This is a genomic window from Paenibacillus sp. ACRRX (genome assembly GCF_022346885.1).
Taxonomy (GTDB): Bacteria; Bacillota; Bacilli; order Paenibacillales; family Paenibacillaceae; genus Paenibacillus_B.
In genome coordinates this window covers 568,910-584,252 of the sequence record NZ_JAKRNK010000001.1, presented here as the reverse complement: position 1 = coordinate 584,252, position 15,343 = coordinate 568,910, and the positions used below count along the sequence as shown (strand labels likewise).

The 15,343-nt window shown below is 43.2% G+C and carries 10 protein-coding genes; all 10 read right to left on the bottom strand.

Annotated features, from left to right (window positions below):
• Window positions 1-19 precede the first annotated feature (19 nt).
• A complete protein-coding gene (locus MH117_RS02500; protein WP_239327019.1) occupies window positions 20-280 on the bottom strand; it encodes a hypothetical protein in 261 nt (86 codons plus the stop codon).
• 216 nt (window positions 281-496) lie between these two features.
• A complete protein-coding gene (locus MH117_RS02495; protein WP_239327017.1) occupies window positions 497-2,692 on the bottom strand; it encodes a stalk domain-containing protein in 2,196 nt (731 codons plus the stop codon).
• Between the two features lie 327 nt (window positions 2,693-3,019).
• Entirely contained in the window at window positions 3,020-4,663 is a 1,644-nt protein-coding gene (gene nagZ / locus MH117_RS02490) for a beta-N-acetylhexosaminidase (protein WP_239327015.1), read from the bottom strand.
• A gap of 87 nt (window positions 4,664-4,750) precedes the next feature.
• Window positions 4,751-6,358, bottom strand: coding sequence for a response regulator transcription factor (locus MH117_RS02485; RefSeq protein ID WP_239327013.1), 1,608 nt, complete (start codon window positions 6,356-6,358; stop codon window positions 4,751-4,753).
• The gene (locus MH117_RS02480; RefSeq protein ID WP_239327011.1) at window positions 6,355-8,280 is read right to left on the bottom strand and encodes a sensor histidine kinase; all 1,926 of its coding nucleotides are present in this window, start codon (window positions 8,278-8,280) and stop codon (window positions 6,355-6,357) included. The genes MH117_RS02485 and MH117_RS02480 overlap by 4 nt, the downstream gene beginning before the upstream one ends.
• Window positions 8,281-8,389: 109 nt before the next feature.
• Window positions 8,390-9,217, bottom strand: a complete 828-nt coding sequence (locus tag MH117_RS02475; RefSeq protein WP_481857237.1) for a carbohydrate ABC transporter permease — start codon at window positions 9,215-9,217, stop codon at window positions 8,390-8,392.
• Between the two features lie 2 nt (window positions 9,218-9,219).
• Complete coding sequence (locus MH117_RS02470; protein ID WP_028544106.1) at window positions 9,220-10,104, bottom strand: carbohydrate ABC transporter permease; 885 nt, start codon at window positions 10,102-10,104, stop codon at window positions 9,220-9,222.
• A 111-nt stretch (window positions 10,105-10,215) separates the two neighbouring features.
• Window positions 10,216-11,589: an extracellular solute-binding protein gene (locus MH117_RS02465; RefSeq protein ID WP_239327007.1), complete on the bottom strand. Its 1,374-nt coding sequence runs from the start codon at window positions 11,587-11,589 to the stop codon at window positions 10,216-10,218.
• A gap of 554 nt (window positions 11,590-12,143) precedes the next feature.
• The gene (pflA, locus tag MH117_RS02460) at window positions 12,144-12,884 is read right to left on the bottom strand and encodes a pyruvate formate-lyase-activating protein (RefSeq protein WP_239327005.1); all 741 of its coding nucleotides are present in this window, start codon (window positions 12,882-12,884) and stop codon (window positions 12,144-12,146) included.
• Window positions 12,885-13,068: 184 nt separating this feature from the next.
• Window positions 13,069-15,330, bottom strand: a complete 2,262-nt coding sequence (gene pflB, locus MH117_RS02455) for a formate C-acetyltransferase (RefSeq protein WP_239327003.1) — start codon at window positions 15,328-15,330, stop codon at window positions 13,069-13,071.
• Window positions 15,331-15,343: the final 13 nt, after the last annotated feature.

The window sequence follows — 15,343 nt, the reverse complement described above, 5'->3', positions numbered from 1 at the left end:
CCTTTGTAGTTGGTAAAAACTAATTTGTCCAACAACCAAAGGGAGCCTTGTCTTCGTCGGAGGAGCGATGGTCGCTCTGGTCAGGTTTCTTAATGCGAATTCTTCTGACATGGCGTAATACATGTAGTACATGCGGTCGCACCCTTGCATGTATACGGTTAATCGGCAGCATCACTTCATTTGCACTTAGATGTGCTCGAATTGGAGTTGCAAGCAGCCCGATCAGAAGCCCTGACATGCTGAGCAGCAACCATATGAGAGAAATATCCAACGTCTCCACAGCGCCACCTCCTTTCAACGTCATCTGATATACTAACCCTTACTAAAGCCTATATGAAATAAGTTTATCATATGTTTCGCTTGTGAACCACCTATGCTTAGAATACAACAGACGCCTGCGAATCCGCAGGCGTCTGTTGTGTTGCATATATAAAAGTCGATCACTTATTCACCACGAACTGTGCTTAATACCATTTTAAACCAGATCAATAACCTACTATGAGTGCTTTTTAGGAAGTGGTGCAAATAACAAGTTGACTGGCATACTGCTGCCGGCAGCAGGCGTGAACCACATTTCTACTTTCTCTTCGCGGTCACCAGTACGGTATACAACACCCGCTTCATTCGAGTTGTTTAACAATCCTTTAGTAGGCAGCTCAACCGTTTGGCCATTTACAAGTATAGCTCCGGAATATGTTCCCCCACGCGCATTAAAAGAAATGAGAGTATTAGGCGCTACTCGTTCCAATGTAACGCGGTATAAGACACCGTAGTTCCCCGCATTGATGCGAGAATCCCCGTTCATCGTGTCCCAACCTTGGATGTACGTGTCTGTTTTATTGTCAGCAAACACAAGCCGAGATGCTTTTTCACCAATAAGCTCTGATACAGTAAATGCACGGTCTGCATTGTTAAATGTACCACGAATATGGGTGCCATCAGGATCTAGTTCCGATAAATACGGCAACTCTTTCCATATATTCTTACTGGCATCCAGTGCAACAATCTGATACTGAAGATTATCATCACCATAGAAATCCGCGTACGAAGTATACACTTCATTTGGTTTTAATGCCCGATCACTTAAGGATGGCAACAGCAATGTGGATTCATTCGGCTTAAGCACTTGTTCAGACATCGTTCCGTTCTCACGATATGATTGGAAATAACGTACAGCAGCCATTTTACCTGTTTGCTGTGGATTAGTGCTTGGACCCGCTGTGCCTGCATGCTCCACACGTACAGTCGCATTTTCGTCAGAAATATTTTTGGCAATAATGTAGAGCTTCATATTCTTCGACGTGGCGTTCATGTGATGCAGCAGAATACGCGTTCCGCCCGCAATCTTATCTTTGTAGAGAATTCCGTCTTGTTTAACGGATTCAGGACTGTTTGTACGATACAAAGTACGCTGTAGATGGGTAAGCTTCGGTTGAATCTGCTTCATATCTACAATGGAACTGCCTTTAAAAATATACACCTCTCCAATACCAGTAAACAGTTGATTAAATTCTTCAAACGTATACAACGTCTCATTTGTAATCGTAATTGTCTTGCTCATTTCATTAGCGAATCCATGCTTATCCGTAACTCGCAGCGTCACCGTATATTGACCAGGCTCAAAAAATGCTTTTTTGTTGTTATTCCATTCAACCTTCTCAATACCCTCATCATCTGTGCTTAGGTCCGTGTACGTGATGATCTCACCCATCTTGTACGTATCTTTATCCGTAGTAAAGTGAGCTACTGGCGGCAAATTAGCCGGCAGTACGTTGATGCTTACGCTGTATGGCTCACTCCATACTCCCTTTTCGTCCAATACACGCAGTGTAACTGTGTGTGAGCCTGGCTCCGCAAAATACGTCTCCAACCCGCTCCACTCATAATCAACGATTTTTAACCCGCGCGGATGGAAAGACTCATCTTTTACTTTTACTTCTGTCTGCGTAGCCAGAATGTCCTTCGGTCCGATCGAGAACTTAGCAACTGGTGCAGCGCTCATTTGGACAATAATCCGCTTGGTAGCGTTGTCAAACTTGTAAGGCATCTGGAATGCTTGCAGTGCTGACGTCAATGGCACCATAAACGTATTCTTTTGTAAATAAGAAGTGCCGCTCATCTTCGTAGCCTCACCGTTTACACGGTATGTATTGGTTCCGATCTTATATCGGAGTTCCCTGTTACCACTCGTAATAATGGATTCCTTGGTTTTCTGGTCATAAGTCAGTTTAAAGCCAAACCGATCAACCAAAGTTCGCAAGGAGACAAAAGAGACCCCATTTTTGATGGTAATAGGCTCGGGAGCTTTAAATTCTACATTGTTTTGCACCATGATATTACTGTTGGCAACAATGACTAGTACGTCATTTCCATATATGGATGTGTCAATACTCTTACTTGTAGGGGTTGTCGTCTTGTTTGCTTCATCAGGATTTGGCAGTTCCGAAGCGGAGCCTTCCAGTCCTTGAGTTGGATCTACACTGCTGGAATTACCATTTGTGATGCTGGTATTGTTCGTATCTGTGCTGTTTGATTCTGCATTCGAATTGCTGGATTGCTGATTGTACTGGCTAAGATCCCCGTTTACTGCTGCAAACCCCGTCTGTGCAAAAGCCATCGAACCCAATGCCGTGCATTGAACGGCAACTATACAAGCAATTAACATACGTTTCCAGTTACTCTTGTTATTCATCATGCTCTCCTCATCCACTTTTTATTTCTACATTCTTGTATATAAAAAATGTAAATATGTACAATTTATTATTCTACCATGTATGTGTGAACATGGACATATAAATAGACGCCTTTTGGACCAGAAAGTTGCTCTCTGCGTAATATATTTTGATACAAACGGCTTAATTCCTTCACTATATCTGTAAGATAGGTACACTGTTCTTGTCCAAATCTCCTGATGATGTAAAAAAGAACCTGCCGAAATAAAGCTCGGCAGGTTTAAATGAGGAGAGCACGATAGTAATAAAATAAGCATGGAATTCGACTCTTGACGTATCGTATACGTCTACACTTGAACCGTACTATCTAACTGCTGTCCAAAGCCAAAACCATAGGTTTCATTAATGGACACTGGCAGCCGGCCAACCGTAGGGCTCTCGCCGAGAAGCACCTTAGCCAAGGCAGTCATTGTCGCTGGGCGGTTCTCATAGCAGCACAAATACGTTTTTGCCTCCGGGAATTGATTAAAATCATAAGGGTTACGCGTCGAAGCCACAATAACACGAACATTGGAGTGCTGTGTCAGCTGCTTCACAATATTAACTTGACCTTCATGCAGCTCAGACACTGCATTATAAGTTATAACGATCACTTGATCGTAATCTTTAGCATGGGCAACTGCAGCTTGCACTTCAGCTGCGTCTGGATATGTGCCAATACGGTATTCATCCACTTGTGACATGGATGGCTGTAAGGCTGTAGCCAGTGTATAAGCCTGAATGATCGGTTCATCAACTTCCGTACGTTGTCTTACTTCTGGCCAAATAACCAATGTACGCTCATCTTTGCGCAGCGGCAGCTGCCCTTCATCTTTCACGAGCGTAATACTGCGTTCACATAGCAGCTGTACTGCTTTCTTGGAAGACTCGCTGCCAAATCCTTCTGCGTAATTCTCGGTTATAGCTGTCAATTTCTCCATCTGACGTTTCGCTTTCAGCGCCAAAATACGGTCAACTGATTCGTCGATACGTTGTTCCGATATACGGCCTGAGCGTACCGCATCGACAAGTGCATGGATCGCGTTTACTTGCTCCGTGAATCGATGACTAATAAGAATGAGATCTGCCCCCGCCTCTACAGCTCTTATCGTCCCCTCCGGAATGCCGAATTCTTTCGAGATCGCATGCATCTCCAAACAATCCGTTACGATAACACCTTCGAAGCCAAGCCGATTTCGAAGCAAGTCAGTCAATACTTTACGTGATATTGTGGATGGAATCTGTTCAGGCTCAAATGCAGGGAACATTACATGCGCAGTCATTATACAATCAACGCCTTCTTGAATAGCCCGCACAAATGGCGCCAGCTCCATCGCAAACAAACGCTCCTCATCATGTGGTACAGCAGCAAGCCCATGGTGAGAATCAACAGCAGTATCCCCATGCCCTGGGAAATGTTTGGCCGAAGCAGATACGTTTGCTTCTTGCAAGCCGCGAATTTGCGCAGCTCCCATCTCCGATACAAGCTCTGGACATTCGCCATAAGATCGCACACCAATAACCGGATTTTTGGGGTTATTGTTAATATCAACGCTCGGGGCAAAGTTCATATTTATTCCCATACGCAGCAGTTCTTCTCCACAAATACGTGCCATCTCATAAGCCAGCTCCACGTCTCGCGAGGCGCCAACTGCCATGTTACCTGGAATAAGCGTAATGTCGTCCCAATCCAAACGAGCTACCATTCCGCCTTCCTGGTCAACCGAAATAAACAGTGGAATATCCGTAAATTGTTTCGAATATTGTTGCAAGTCGATGGACAGCTGTCCAACCTGCTCCTTGTCATTCACATTTCGACGGAAATAAATGATACCCCCAAGATGATGTTCTTCAATTAAGGTTTTGATTTCTGTATTTATTTGTGCCGTCTGAAAGCCGCACATAATCATCTGTCCAATTTTCTGCTCCAACGTCATATTCTGTCTGCTCATGATTATCCCATCCTCGCTGAATTGATCTTATATCTGGTTTAACCTTGCCGACTACGTATTTATATTAAGCTGTATATCGGATTATAACTAGTCTTGATAAGGTACAGACGCTTCTTTGTCACGGAATTCTGAAGGTGTCATACCGGTATATTTCTGGAATACTTTGGAGAAATACCGGCGTTCTGCATATCCGACCAAGTGTCCAACCTGCGTAATACTCTTATCCGTCATAATAAGCATCGACTTGGCAAGCTCCATACGCTGCTTGGTAACAAATTCAACAAACGTTTCCCCGAAATGATTTTTAAATAATAGGCTGAAATAACTACAACTAATCCCCAAGTAATCTGCGATTTCGTCAATCCCGATATCTGAGCTTAAGTTGCGTTGAATATAATCTTTCGCGGAAATCATCAGCATTTCGCTAGACTTCTTGTTCATTGCATGCTCATTGGTCTGCGCTAACAGTTGTGTAATAACAGTGAGCAGATCTTTGACGCTGACACAATATTGCAGCTTGTTCCACATGACTTCCTCTTCTTGTGTGGTCAGCAGCTCCAATTCCCGCATCTCGCGCAGCAGGTGAATGATAACATATTGAAGAAACTTTTCTGCACGTACAATGGATTGTTCTGACATTAATAAGAGGCTTGATTGCAAATCGTGCAAGCCATGCTCCACCTTATGACGATCATTCTGTTTCATGCCTGATACAATTTCTTCGACTAATTGCCACTGTGACACCATTGCCACTTGACGTGCTGTAGAACTTTCATCCACAGGTACAAGCTGCTCTACTTCCGATTGAAGCAACAGTACACGCTGCAGCCGTTTGTATGTGGCAGCTAATCCTAGCATTGGGATCGGCCCTGAGTCCCATGCTAGACTTACCGTCATTTTGACATGCTCCTTAACGGCCTGTTGGATCGTCGTCGCCCATCTTTCCACGTCTGTCTCGGTAATGTCATATCGTTCTTTATAAAATTGCAGCAGCACGCACCATTCCCCTTCACGGGTTTGAAGAACTGCGTATTTAAGCCAGTCATCCTGAAGTGCATCCTGCAGTACGTTTCGCACCGCAAAGTTCCACAGCTTGCGTTCATTGTCTGTCCATGATACAGTTCGCTGCGCATACCCGTCCAAATCAACCAGCAGTACCGTATAGACAAGCTGATCAGATTGATATTCGTCATCTACCATAAAGTAGCTTGGGTTACCTGAAGTGAATCCCATAATAACATCGAACATCATTTTTTCGTAGGCGAGACTAATAACTTTTCCCCACCTGCGCTCTGCCATCGTTTTTTCCATTTTCCGAGAACGGATAATATCCGATATTTTACGAACAATATCTTCTAATTCTTCATAGTTGATTGGTTTGAGAATGTAATCACGCACGCCGTGCTGCAGAGCAATTCTTGCATATTCAAATTCCTGATACCCCGTCAGCATCAGCACTTCGCTTTCACTGCCCATCTTGCGAACTTCCCGAAGGAACTCCATTCCATCCATGACTGGCATCCGAATATCACACAAAATGAGATCAGGCTCGTGTAATCGAACTAAATCAAGTGCCTCTGCGCCATTACGGGCTGTACCAATGATTTCGACCTGCATATCTTCCCATGGGATGACAATCTTTAAGTTGTTTAGAATATGGACCTCGTCATCAATTAGTAATGCCTTCACATTCATTGGCTCTCACCCTGTTCATATCTCGGTATTGTGCATTGAATAATGGTTCCGCAATTCGGCGCCGAACAAATATACAATCCATATCTGCTGCCATATTGAATTCGGATGCGATCAGCTACGCTGCGGACACCAAGTCCACGACGCTCAGTATTGTATGTGCCTTCTAGTTGTGGAGTAACGGATTTCATATCGTCCGATTGTAAGTATTCAAATCGTCTGAGCTGCTCGTTGGACATGCCCATCCCGTTATCCTCCACGGTGAGATAGATGCGCTCCTCATCGGCATACGCCGAGATGCGAATCCAACCCGTATGTGTAATTCCATCGAAAGCATGCTGGATGCAATTCTCTACCAACGGCTGAAGCGTCAGTTTCTGCATCATACAATTCATGAGATCTTCTGGAACGTCAATTTCAAAATTAAACAGTTCCTCAAACCGAAATTTCTGAATTTCCAAATAACTTCGTAAATATTCGAGTTCCTGCCGCACTGTTATTTCTTCTTTGTCCTGAATGCTGATACGCAAAATGTTGCCAAGCCTGTATACCATCTGACTAACCTTACGGCCCTCATTTTGAATCGCGAGTACGTTTATTGATTCTAGCGTATTAAACAAGAAGTGTGGCTTAATCTGCGCTTGCAGTACACGCATCTCGGCGGATGTCTTCTGTCCTTGCTCCTGCTTCACCTGATCAATCAAGCTGTTGACTCGATCCATCAAACGATTAAAGCCGCGCGACAGCAAACGTAGTTCGTCATTGCCTTCCTCATCAAGTCTGACGCTCAAATCCCCGTCCTCTACTTTGCGCATAAATCGCACCGTACGTACGATATTTTTAGAAATACGATTCATAAACAGCAAGTTAAAGAGGAACGCGCCCAACACACAGATAACCATAATAACGGATACCCATTTGATGTACACGACCATCTCTTTAGAAATCGAGTTCCAGTCCCGTACGGACACCAGATGCCAGTTATATTTGGGCATTTGATAGATGGATATAACGCTTTCATGATCGCTGAATTTATCTTTGTAACTGCTATAACCATCGGCAAGTGAAATGGGCTTCGATAAATACTTTGAAATATTACTGCCTGCGATTTTCTTCTCGTTATCATAAAAAACAAGACCATCATCATTTACAATAAAAAACCGCGTATTATCCATTTGGCTGGCTGAATAAAACTTGTTAAAAAACGTATCCAAGTCCCAATCCTTCATCTGAACCATGGAAATACCTAAGTCTTTCATCGTGTTCAAATCTTTGACCACACGTATCTGCGTAAATACAGATTCGTATCCCGTTAGCTCTGGATATTCATTTGGCCCAAGCCATAATGGCTCACCTTTTCGGTTCACAACCTCTTCGAATACACGATGTTCGCGGAACTGTTCGAATGGCATCGCACGAAAATTTTCTTTAGCAAATATAGGAATAATGCTGGACTCCCCATACCCCCTGAAATTATATAAAAATGCATAGCCGATCGAAGGATGGTTATAAATGAGCTTCCTAAAATTCTGTTGACGTTCAATCATTCGAATATAATCTGCGTTGTTATAATCGGACTCATTCTCGTTGCTGGTTCCTTCCGTGGAACCCGATAACTTGTCTTTCTCGATACCGTCCAGATTGGTGTCCTTGTGAATATCGACTAGATGATGAACGTTATCCTTCGGCAAGTACAAGGCCTGCTGGAATACATTGTTAGCAATACCGCTGTCGGTTACTTTATTAATCTCATCAAAAATATAACCGATGCTATGCCCTATGGCGCGCATAGAAAACTCAGCCTGCTCACTATATTTCTTCTCCAGCAGCTGAAACGTAATAAAGAATGTAATTGTACCTAACAAAAACAAAGGGATTATAATAAGTAGAATAAATCCGCTAAACAATTTATAACGTAAATTCATTCTGCTCATTACCCCTTTGTTTTTGATCCTGCGTGTCACTTCGGCTCTATTCATCATATATTCATTTTATCACGTAAGAGCTTACATTTCACTTATAAAGTGGATAATATTATCCTTTAACGCCACCTGCCGTCAAACCTTCAATAATTTGTTCTTGAAGTACAGCATAAATGACCATAACTGGTACTACACTGAATACGATACCCGCTGACATCTGTGCATAGTTCGTCTGATAGGCGTCACGGAAGCCAACCATACCAACTGGCAGCGTTCGCAGCGCATCTTCGGACAAGAAGTAGTTTGCAAGCAAGTACTCGTTCCAGTTACCTAAGAAGTTAATAATAAATACGGTAACCAACGCGGGTACGGTAAGTGGGAGCACTACCCTTGCAAAAATACCTGGTGCTCTTAAACCGTCTACAACAGCTGCCTCCTCAATCTCACCTGGCAATGATCGCATAAATGCAGCCAATATGATGACGGTAAATGGAATTGCATTCGCTATATACGGCACAATCAAGGCCATATGCGTATTCAAAATCCCCATTTTACGAATCAGCAAGTAGATCGGAAGCATTAAAGAGTTGTTCGGGATCAACATCCCTACCGTAATAAGTCCAAAGAAGAATAGGCTTAGCTTCGCGTAGCGCATTCTCGTAATAGCAAAGGAAGCCATTGCACCGATAAAGATGGATATGACCGCACACAATAGGGCGATGTACAAGCTGTTCCAGAAGTACGTGCTAATCTTGGCATTTACCCACGCGTTTACGTAGTTATCCCAATAGAACTCTGTAGGGAAACCAAACGGGTTCGATGCAATGGTAACGTTGTCCGCTTTCAGTGAGGAAAAGATGACAAACAGGAACGGATACAAAATGACGAGCATATACGCTAGTAGAATGATATGATTTATACTGCTCTTCCAATTTCTCATCATTAGTACTCAATCCTTTCGCTACGTCTTGCAAGCACCAACTGATACACGAGTGTGATAATTGCAGTAAAGATAAAGATTAACACCGCAATCGTATTACCAAACCCATATTTGAAGTTTGTGATCGCATAACGAATCATGTATGTTGCCATGACGTCCGTCGAACCTGCTGGTCCGCCTTTAGTCATAACAAGCACGATATCAGCAGCTTTCATCGCACCCGCGATAGATAGCATGATGACAACCGACACGATAGGCATAATAAGCGGCAATGTAATCTTGAATGCACGTTGAACACCTGTAGCACCGTCAATTGATGCAGCTTCTTCCAGGTCTTTAGGAATAGCAAGGATCGCAGCTAACACCATTACGACATAGAATCCGGTCCACTGCCAAGCATTAGTAATCAAAATAGCCCACATTGCGTACTTTTGTTCACTTAACCAATAAATCGGGTCGATACCAAAAATGCCGAGTACTTGATTCATCAGACCAATCTCTGGCTGATAAATAAACGACCACAAAATACCGATTACTGCCGTCGACATAACAGAAGGCATAAAGACAGCTGTTTTATAGAAGCCTCTTAACTTCTTCACGTTAGCGATTAAGAGCGAGAATAAAATAATCAATGGAACTTGGATAAAGCAAGAGAAGAAGATGAAATAACCGTTATTTAATACTGATTTCCAAAATGCCTCGTCGCCCAATGCTTTTGTATAGTTTTTAAACCCGATGAACTTCATAGTGCTGGAGACCCCGTCCCAGTTCGTAAAGCTATAATATACCGCTGTAATAGTCGGATATATAAAGAACATCACGAACAAGATTAGGGCAGGCAGCAGGAAGAGCGCGTAGGTGATTGGGTTCCTTAAAGCTTTATTCATGGCTGGCAACCTCCACTAAGTATGACTTACTCCACTCATTTCTACATCCTAGATAAGAATAAAGATGTACCACCCACAACAGGGTGAATGGTACATCTCCTTTCTTCATTGTTATTGACCGTTTGCTTCGTCTTGTACTTTTTGTACCGCTTCAGCCAATTTCTCTGGTGATGTTTGACCGCCGATCAACTTCTGAATTTCGATAGACAATGTTGTATTCACGTCTGCTTGAACCAATGCATCAAACGCCGGGAAGGAGGAAGTTGTGCCTGCCAACACCGTTGCGATTTCTTTCATAAGCGGATCTGTAACTTTGGCATCAATTTTCGCTTTGTCTACCAACATGGAAGGCAATACGCCATCTTCAACCAAGCCGCGGATCTGCATATCTTCTGTGTACAAGTTTTTGATGAAAGATTTAACCGCTGCAAGTTTACGAGGATCTTCAGCTACTTTAGCAGAGAACCCATAACCATTGTTTGTATCTTGCATCATTGCTGTTTGGTCGCCTTGGCCACCGTCGATTGCTGGTACGTTAAAGAATCCAACTTTACCGATCATCTTCTCGCCAATACCGCCCGCTTTGAAGATGGAAGACTGCCATGTACCATCAAACATCATTGCAGCTTCACCAGAAACGAATTGAGTTTGCAGTTCAGCGTACTCAAAACCGAGTTCGCCTTTTTTGAAGTATCCTTTGTCAACCCACTCTTTTTGTTTTGCAAACGCTTTAACCATTGCTGGATCAGTCCACTTAGCAGCGCCAGTAGCGAAGCCTTTAGCGAATTCAGGACCAGCTGTACGTGACCACAATTGGTTTGTTACCATTAATGGAACCCAAGCTGCTTTGGAAGCACCTGCAAGTGGTGTTTTGCCATCCGCTTTAACGTCAGCCAGCAATTTCTCCCACTCTGCCCATGTTGTTGGAACTTTAAAGCCTTTAGCTGTAAAGTATTCTTTATTGTAGAATACGCCCTCAGCGGAAGCTCCAATTGGCAATCCGTATACTTTATCATCCAAAGTGAATGGTCCCAAGCCTGTGAACTTGTCTTTGATTCCGAGTTCATCAAGGATAGGCGTCAGGTCAAGCATCTTGCCTTGTCCAGCATACAATTTAGCGTCTGGGCTACCAAATACGTCGAAAATATCCGGAATGTCACCAGCAGCCATCTCGCCTCTAAGTTTCTCTTTACGGTTAATGTCAGACTCAACGCCGTCAAGCTTGATTGTCAAGCCTTCGTTCTCGCCTTGAGTAGTCTTAACAACCTCTTCCAAGATAGCGAAACGATTTTTCTTAGCGTCACCAACTTGCGTATGGCGAAGTTTTAACTCAAATGGCTCTGCTTTTTTAGGCTCTTCTGTTTTGGTTTCAGTTCCTTTGTCCGATCCGTTAGCTTGTGTCTCTGTGTTGCTGCTACCGCAACCAGTAAGAGCAGCAGATGCTACAAAAATCAGAGTGAGGAGAAGCGTTAAACTTTTCTTCATCCTTATGACCCTCCCATTTGGTCTTGTTTTGTGGTACATCCTTATTATAGATCGGGACAATGTGTTCCGTAAGGATGTCATTTTTCTAATATAGGGATAAAAATCTCTACTATACAAAAATAATTGTACAAAATGACCCTTGTACGGGACTTAAGTCTCGTTTTTTTTAATATTTGTCCCATTTTAAATTTATTATTTAGTCAAACAGACGCTAATCATGTCAAATGTTAGTGTACACAGACAATTGCATACTCGCTTCGAGAGATCGATATCTTAATTGAGTTGAACACTTGGATTAATGGATGCCGCTGCGGATTGTCGAGATAATATAGAGTTTCAATCGTGAGGTATTTAAATTCAAGCGCGATCACTGCTGACCGAATGATGATGCGGTACATATGTAGGCTGATAAAAGGTATGTAGGTTCAATTGAGGTTGCGATCAAGTAGTCATTGTTAAGCAGGCAGTTCATTTAGAACTCATTATTCATAAAAAAATAAAACCAGAACGATGTCAGACACCATTCTGGTTAGCATTCCTGATTATAAATCCATTTAAGCAAGTTTACTTAACGTTTGTTGTCTTCCTAATTCTATCAAACGCTTAGCACGCTCTACCTCTTCCTCTGTGGGAGAATCAACACCTTCCAGTGGATACTTCTCGCCACATGCCTCCCATTTATATACGCCCATCTGATGGTAAGGGAGAAGCTCAAACTTTTCTACGCCATTTAAACTGCCAATAAATCGACCCAACTCCAGCAAATCCTCTTCATCGTCATTCTTTGTAGGCACAAATACATGGCGAATCCACATTTTCTTGCCGTGATCAGACAGCCAACGGGCAGTCTCCAGCGTGCGGAGATTCGGAACACCGACAAGTTCTTGATGCTTCTCGTTGTTAATATGCTTAATATCCAGCAACACTAGATCAGTAAGATCATACAACTCCTCGAGCTTGGTCACTTCATTAAAACCATTTGTGTCCAGTGTCGTATGCAGATTCCAGCGCTCTTTTACAGCCTTGAAAATCTCTTTGACAAACGGTGCCTGCAGCGTCGGCTCTCCTCCTGAAATGGTCAGACCTCCACCGGATGAGCGGTAATAATTCAAATACGGTTCAATCTCGCTTAATACTTCTTCAAGTGACATCTCTTTGCCGCCCATTAAGTTCCATGTATCTCGATTATGACAATATTGGCATTTTAACGCGCATCCTTGTAGAAATAAAATAAAACGAATGCCTGGGCCATCAACCGTGCCGAATGTTTCAACAGAATGTATACGTCCAATCATAACGATCACAAATCCTTTCCTATCCCTCTGCACTATTCTGTTTATTATACTCGTAAAGGAAGGGGCGCAACCAGCCGAATAAACGCCCAGCAAGGTTCGTTTGTTCGGGTCGGTCACGCCCCTGACTATAATGTGCAGTTACTTGCAGTTATCTACGGTTACAAATTGGATCTGAAGAGCCAATTTACATCGAACCATGGAATGTACGGTTGATGACATCGAGTTGTTGCTCACGAGTCAACTTGATGAAGTTAACCGCATAACCCGAGACACGGATCGTTAATTGTGGATAGTTTTCTGGGTGATCCATTGCATCCAACAATTGTTCACGATCAAATACGTTCACGTTTAAGTGGTGCGCGTGGTTATGGAAATAACCGTCCAACATGGCAACCAAGTTAGCTTTGCGACCTTCCAGATCTTTTCCAAGTGCTTTAGGCACGATGGAGAACGTATTGGAAATACCGTCCAAGCTATGTTCATATGGCAATTTGGCAACCGAGTTCAATGAAGCAAGCGCTCCTTTTTTGTCACGGCCGTGCATTGGGTTTGCTCCAGGTGCAAATGGTTCGCCAGCTTTACGACCGTCAGGTGTTGTACCTGTTTTCTTACCATAAACTACGTTAGACGTAATGGTCAAGACGGATTGTGTCGGCAACGCATTCCGATATGTTTTGTTTTTACGAATCATGTTCATAAAGGACTCAACAAGCTCAATTGCAATGTTGTCAACACGATCGTCATTGTTACCGTAGCAAGGGAAATCGCCTTCTACTTCAAAGTCAACTGCAATGCCTTGCTCGTTACGAATTGGCTTCACTTTAGCGTACTTAATAGCACTTAAAGAATCGGCTGCTACGGACAAACCTGCGATACCACATGCCATCGTACGCAGAATTTCACGATCGTGGAGGGCCATCTCAATCCGCTCGTAGCTGTATTTATCATGCATGTAATGGATTACGTTCAAGGAATTCATGTACAGCTTCGAGAGCCACTGCATCATTTGTTTGAAGCGTTTCATAACTTCATCATAATCTAACACATCGCTTGTGATCGCAGGCAGCTCAGGGCCTACTTGAACGCCAAGCTTCTCATCTATACCACCATTGATAGCGTACAGCAAGCATTTCGCCAAGTTGGCGCGAGCGCCGAAGAACTGCATTTGTTTACCGATGCGCATTGCAGATACACAACAAGCAATACCGTAATCATCACCAAAGTGTGGACGCATCAGGTCATCGTTCTCATATTGAATCGAGCTTGTTTCAATTGACGCTTTTGCACAATATTTTTTAAATGCATCTGGCAATTTCTCAGACCAGAGCACGGTTAAGTTAGGTTCAGGAGCAGCACCCAAGTTGTACAGCGTGTGCAGGAACCGGAAGCTATTTTTAGTAACAAGCGTCGTGCCGTCAAGCGCCATACCACCGATGGATTCCGTTACCCATGTAGGGTCGCCGGAGAACAATTCGTTGTAGTCAGGTGTACGCAAGAACTTCACAATACGCAATTTCATCACAAAATGGTCAACCAATTCTTGCGCTTGCTCTTCGGTCAAAGTGCCTTCTTTAAGGTCACGTTCAACGTAAATATCAAGGAAGGAGGATACGCGTCCAAGTGACATTGCAGCACCATTTTGTTCTTTAATAGCTGCCAGGTAAGCAAAATACAACCATTGGAATGCTTCACGAGCATTAGCTGCTGGCTTAGAAATATCAAAGCCGTGCATTTCTGCAAGCTGCTTTAATTCGCCAAGTGCACGAATTTGTTCGGAGGTCTCTTCACGATCACGAATTACATCTTCATCAATTACGTCCACTTCAAGATCTTGCAGTACTTGTTTCTTTTCTTTAATTAGGAAGTCGATACCATACAACGCAGCACGACGGTAGTCACCGATAATCCGTCCACGACCATATGCATCTGGAAGTCCTGTAATAATACCGGATTTGCGGGCCATACGCATATCGCTTGTATAAGCATCAAAGACACCTTGGTTATGCGTCTTACGAATATTCATGAAAATGTCGATGACTTCTTGCGGCATTTTGAAGCCATATGCTTCACAAGCATCAATCATCATGCGAATCCCGCCGAAAGGCTGAATGGAACGACGGAATGGTGCATCTGTTTGTACACCAACTACAGCTTCCTTGTCTTTATCCAAGTATCCAGGTTTGTGAGAAACAATCGTTGCTGGCGTATTGACGTCTACATCCCATACACCACCGCGATCACGTTCTTCTTTGGAAAGTTGGCTGACGATGTCCCACAAATCTTTCGTATTCTGAGTTGGTCCAACCAAGAACGATTCGTCGTTCAGATAAGGGTTAACGTTTTTTTCAATAAAATTGCGAACGTCAACATGATTGTTCCATTTTCCTGCTTGGAATCCACGCCATGGACTAGTTGCTTCTGATACATTCTTTTCAATTACCGACATCGAAATCCCTCCA

Bases quoted from the DNA above. Each gene is read 5' to 3' on its own strand.
- MH117_RS02495 (WP_239327017.1), bottom strand. From the start codon at position 2,692: ATGAATAACAAGAGTAACTGGAAACGTATGTTAATTGCTTGTATAGTT.
- nagZ (WP_239327015.1), bottom strand. From the start codon at position 4,663: ATGAGCAGACAGAATATGACGTTGGAGCAGAAAATTGGACAGATGATT.
- MH117_RS02485 (WP_239327013.1), bottom strand. From the start codon at position 6,358: ATGAATGTGAAGGCATTACTAATTGATGACGAGGTCCATATTCTAAAC.
- MH117_RS02480 (WP_239327011.1), bottom strand. From the start codon at position 8,280: ATGAATTTACGTTATAAATTGTTTAGCGGATTTATTCTACTTATTATA.
- MH117_RS02475 (WP_481857237.1), bottom strand. From the start codon at position 9,217: ATGAGAAATTGGAAGAGCAGTATAAATCATATCATTCTACTAGCGTAT.
- MH117_RS02470 (WP_028544106.1), bottom strand. From the start codon at position 10,104: ATGAATAAAGCTTTAAGGAACCCAATCACCTACGCGCTCTTCCTGCTG.
- MH117_RS02465 (WP_239327007.1), bottom strand. From the start codon at position 11,589: ATGAAGAAAAGTTTAACGCTTCTCCTCACTCTGATTTTTGTAGCATCT.
- pflA (WP_239327005.1), bottom strand. From the start codon at position 12,884: ATGATTGGACGTATACATTCTGTTGAAACATTCGGCACGGTTGATGGC.
- pflB (WP_239327003.1), bottom strand. From the start codon at position 15,330: ATGTCGGTAATTGAAAAGAATGTATCAGAAGCAACTAGTCCATGGCGT.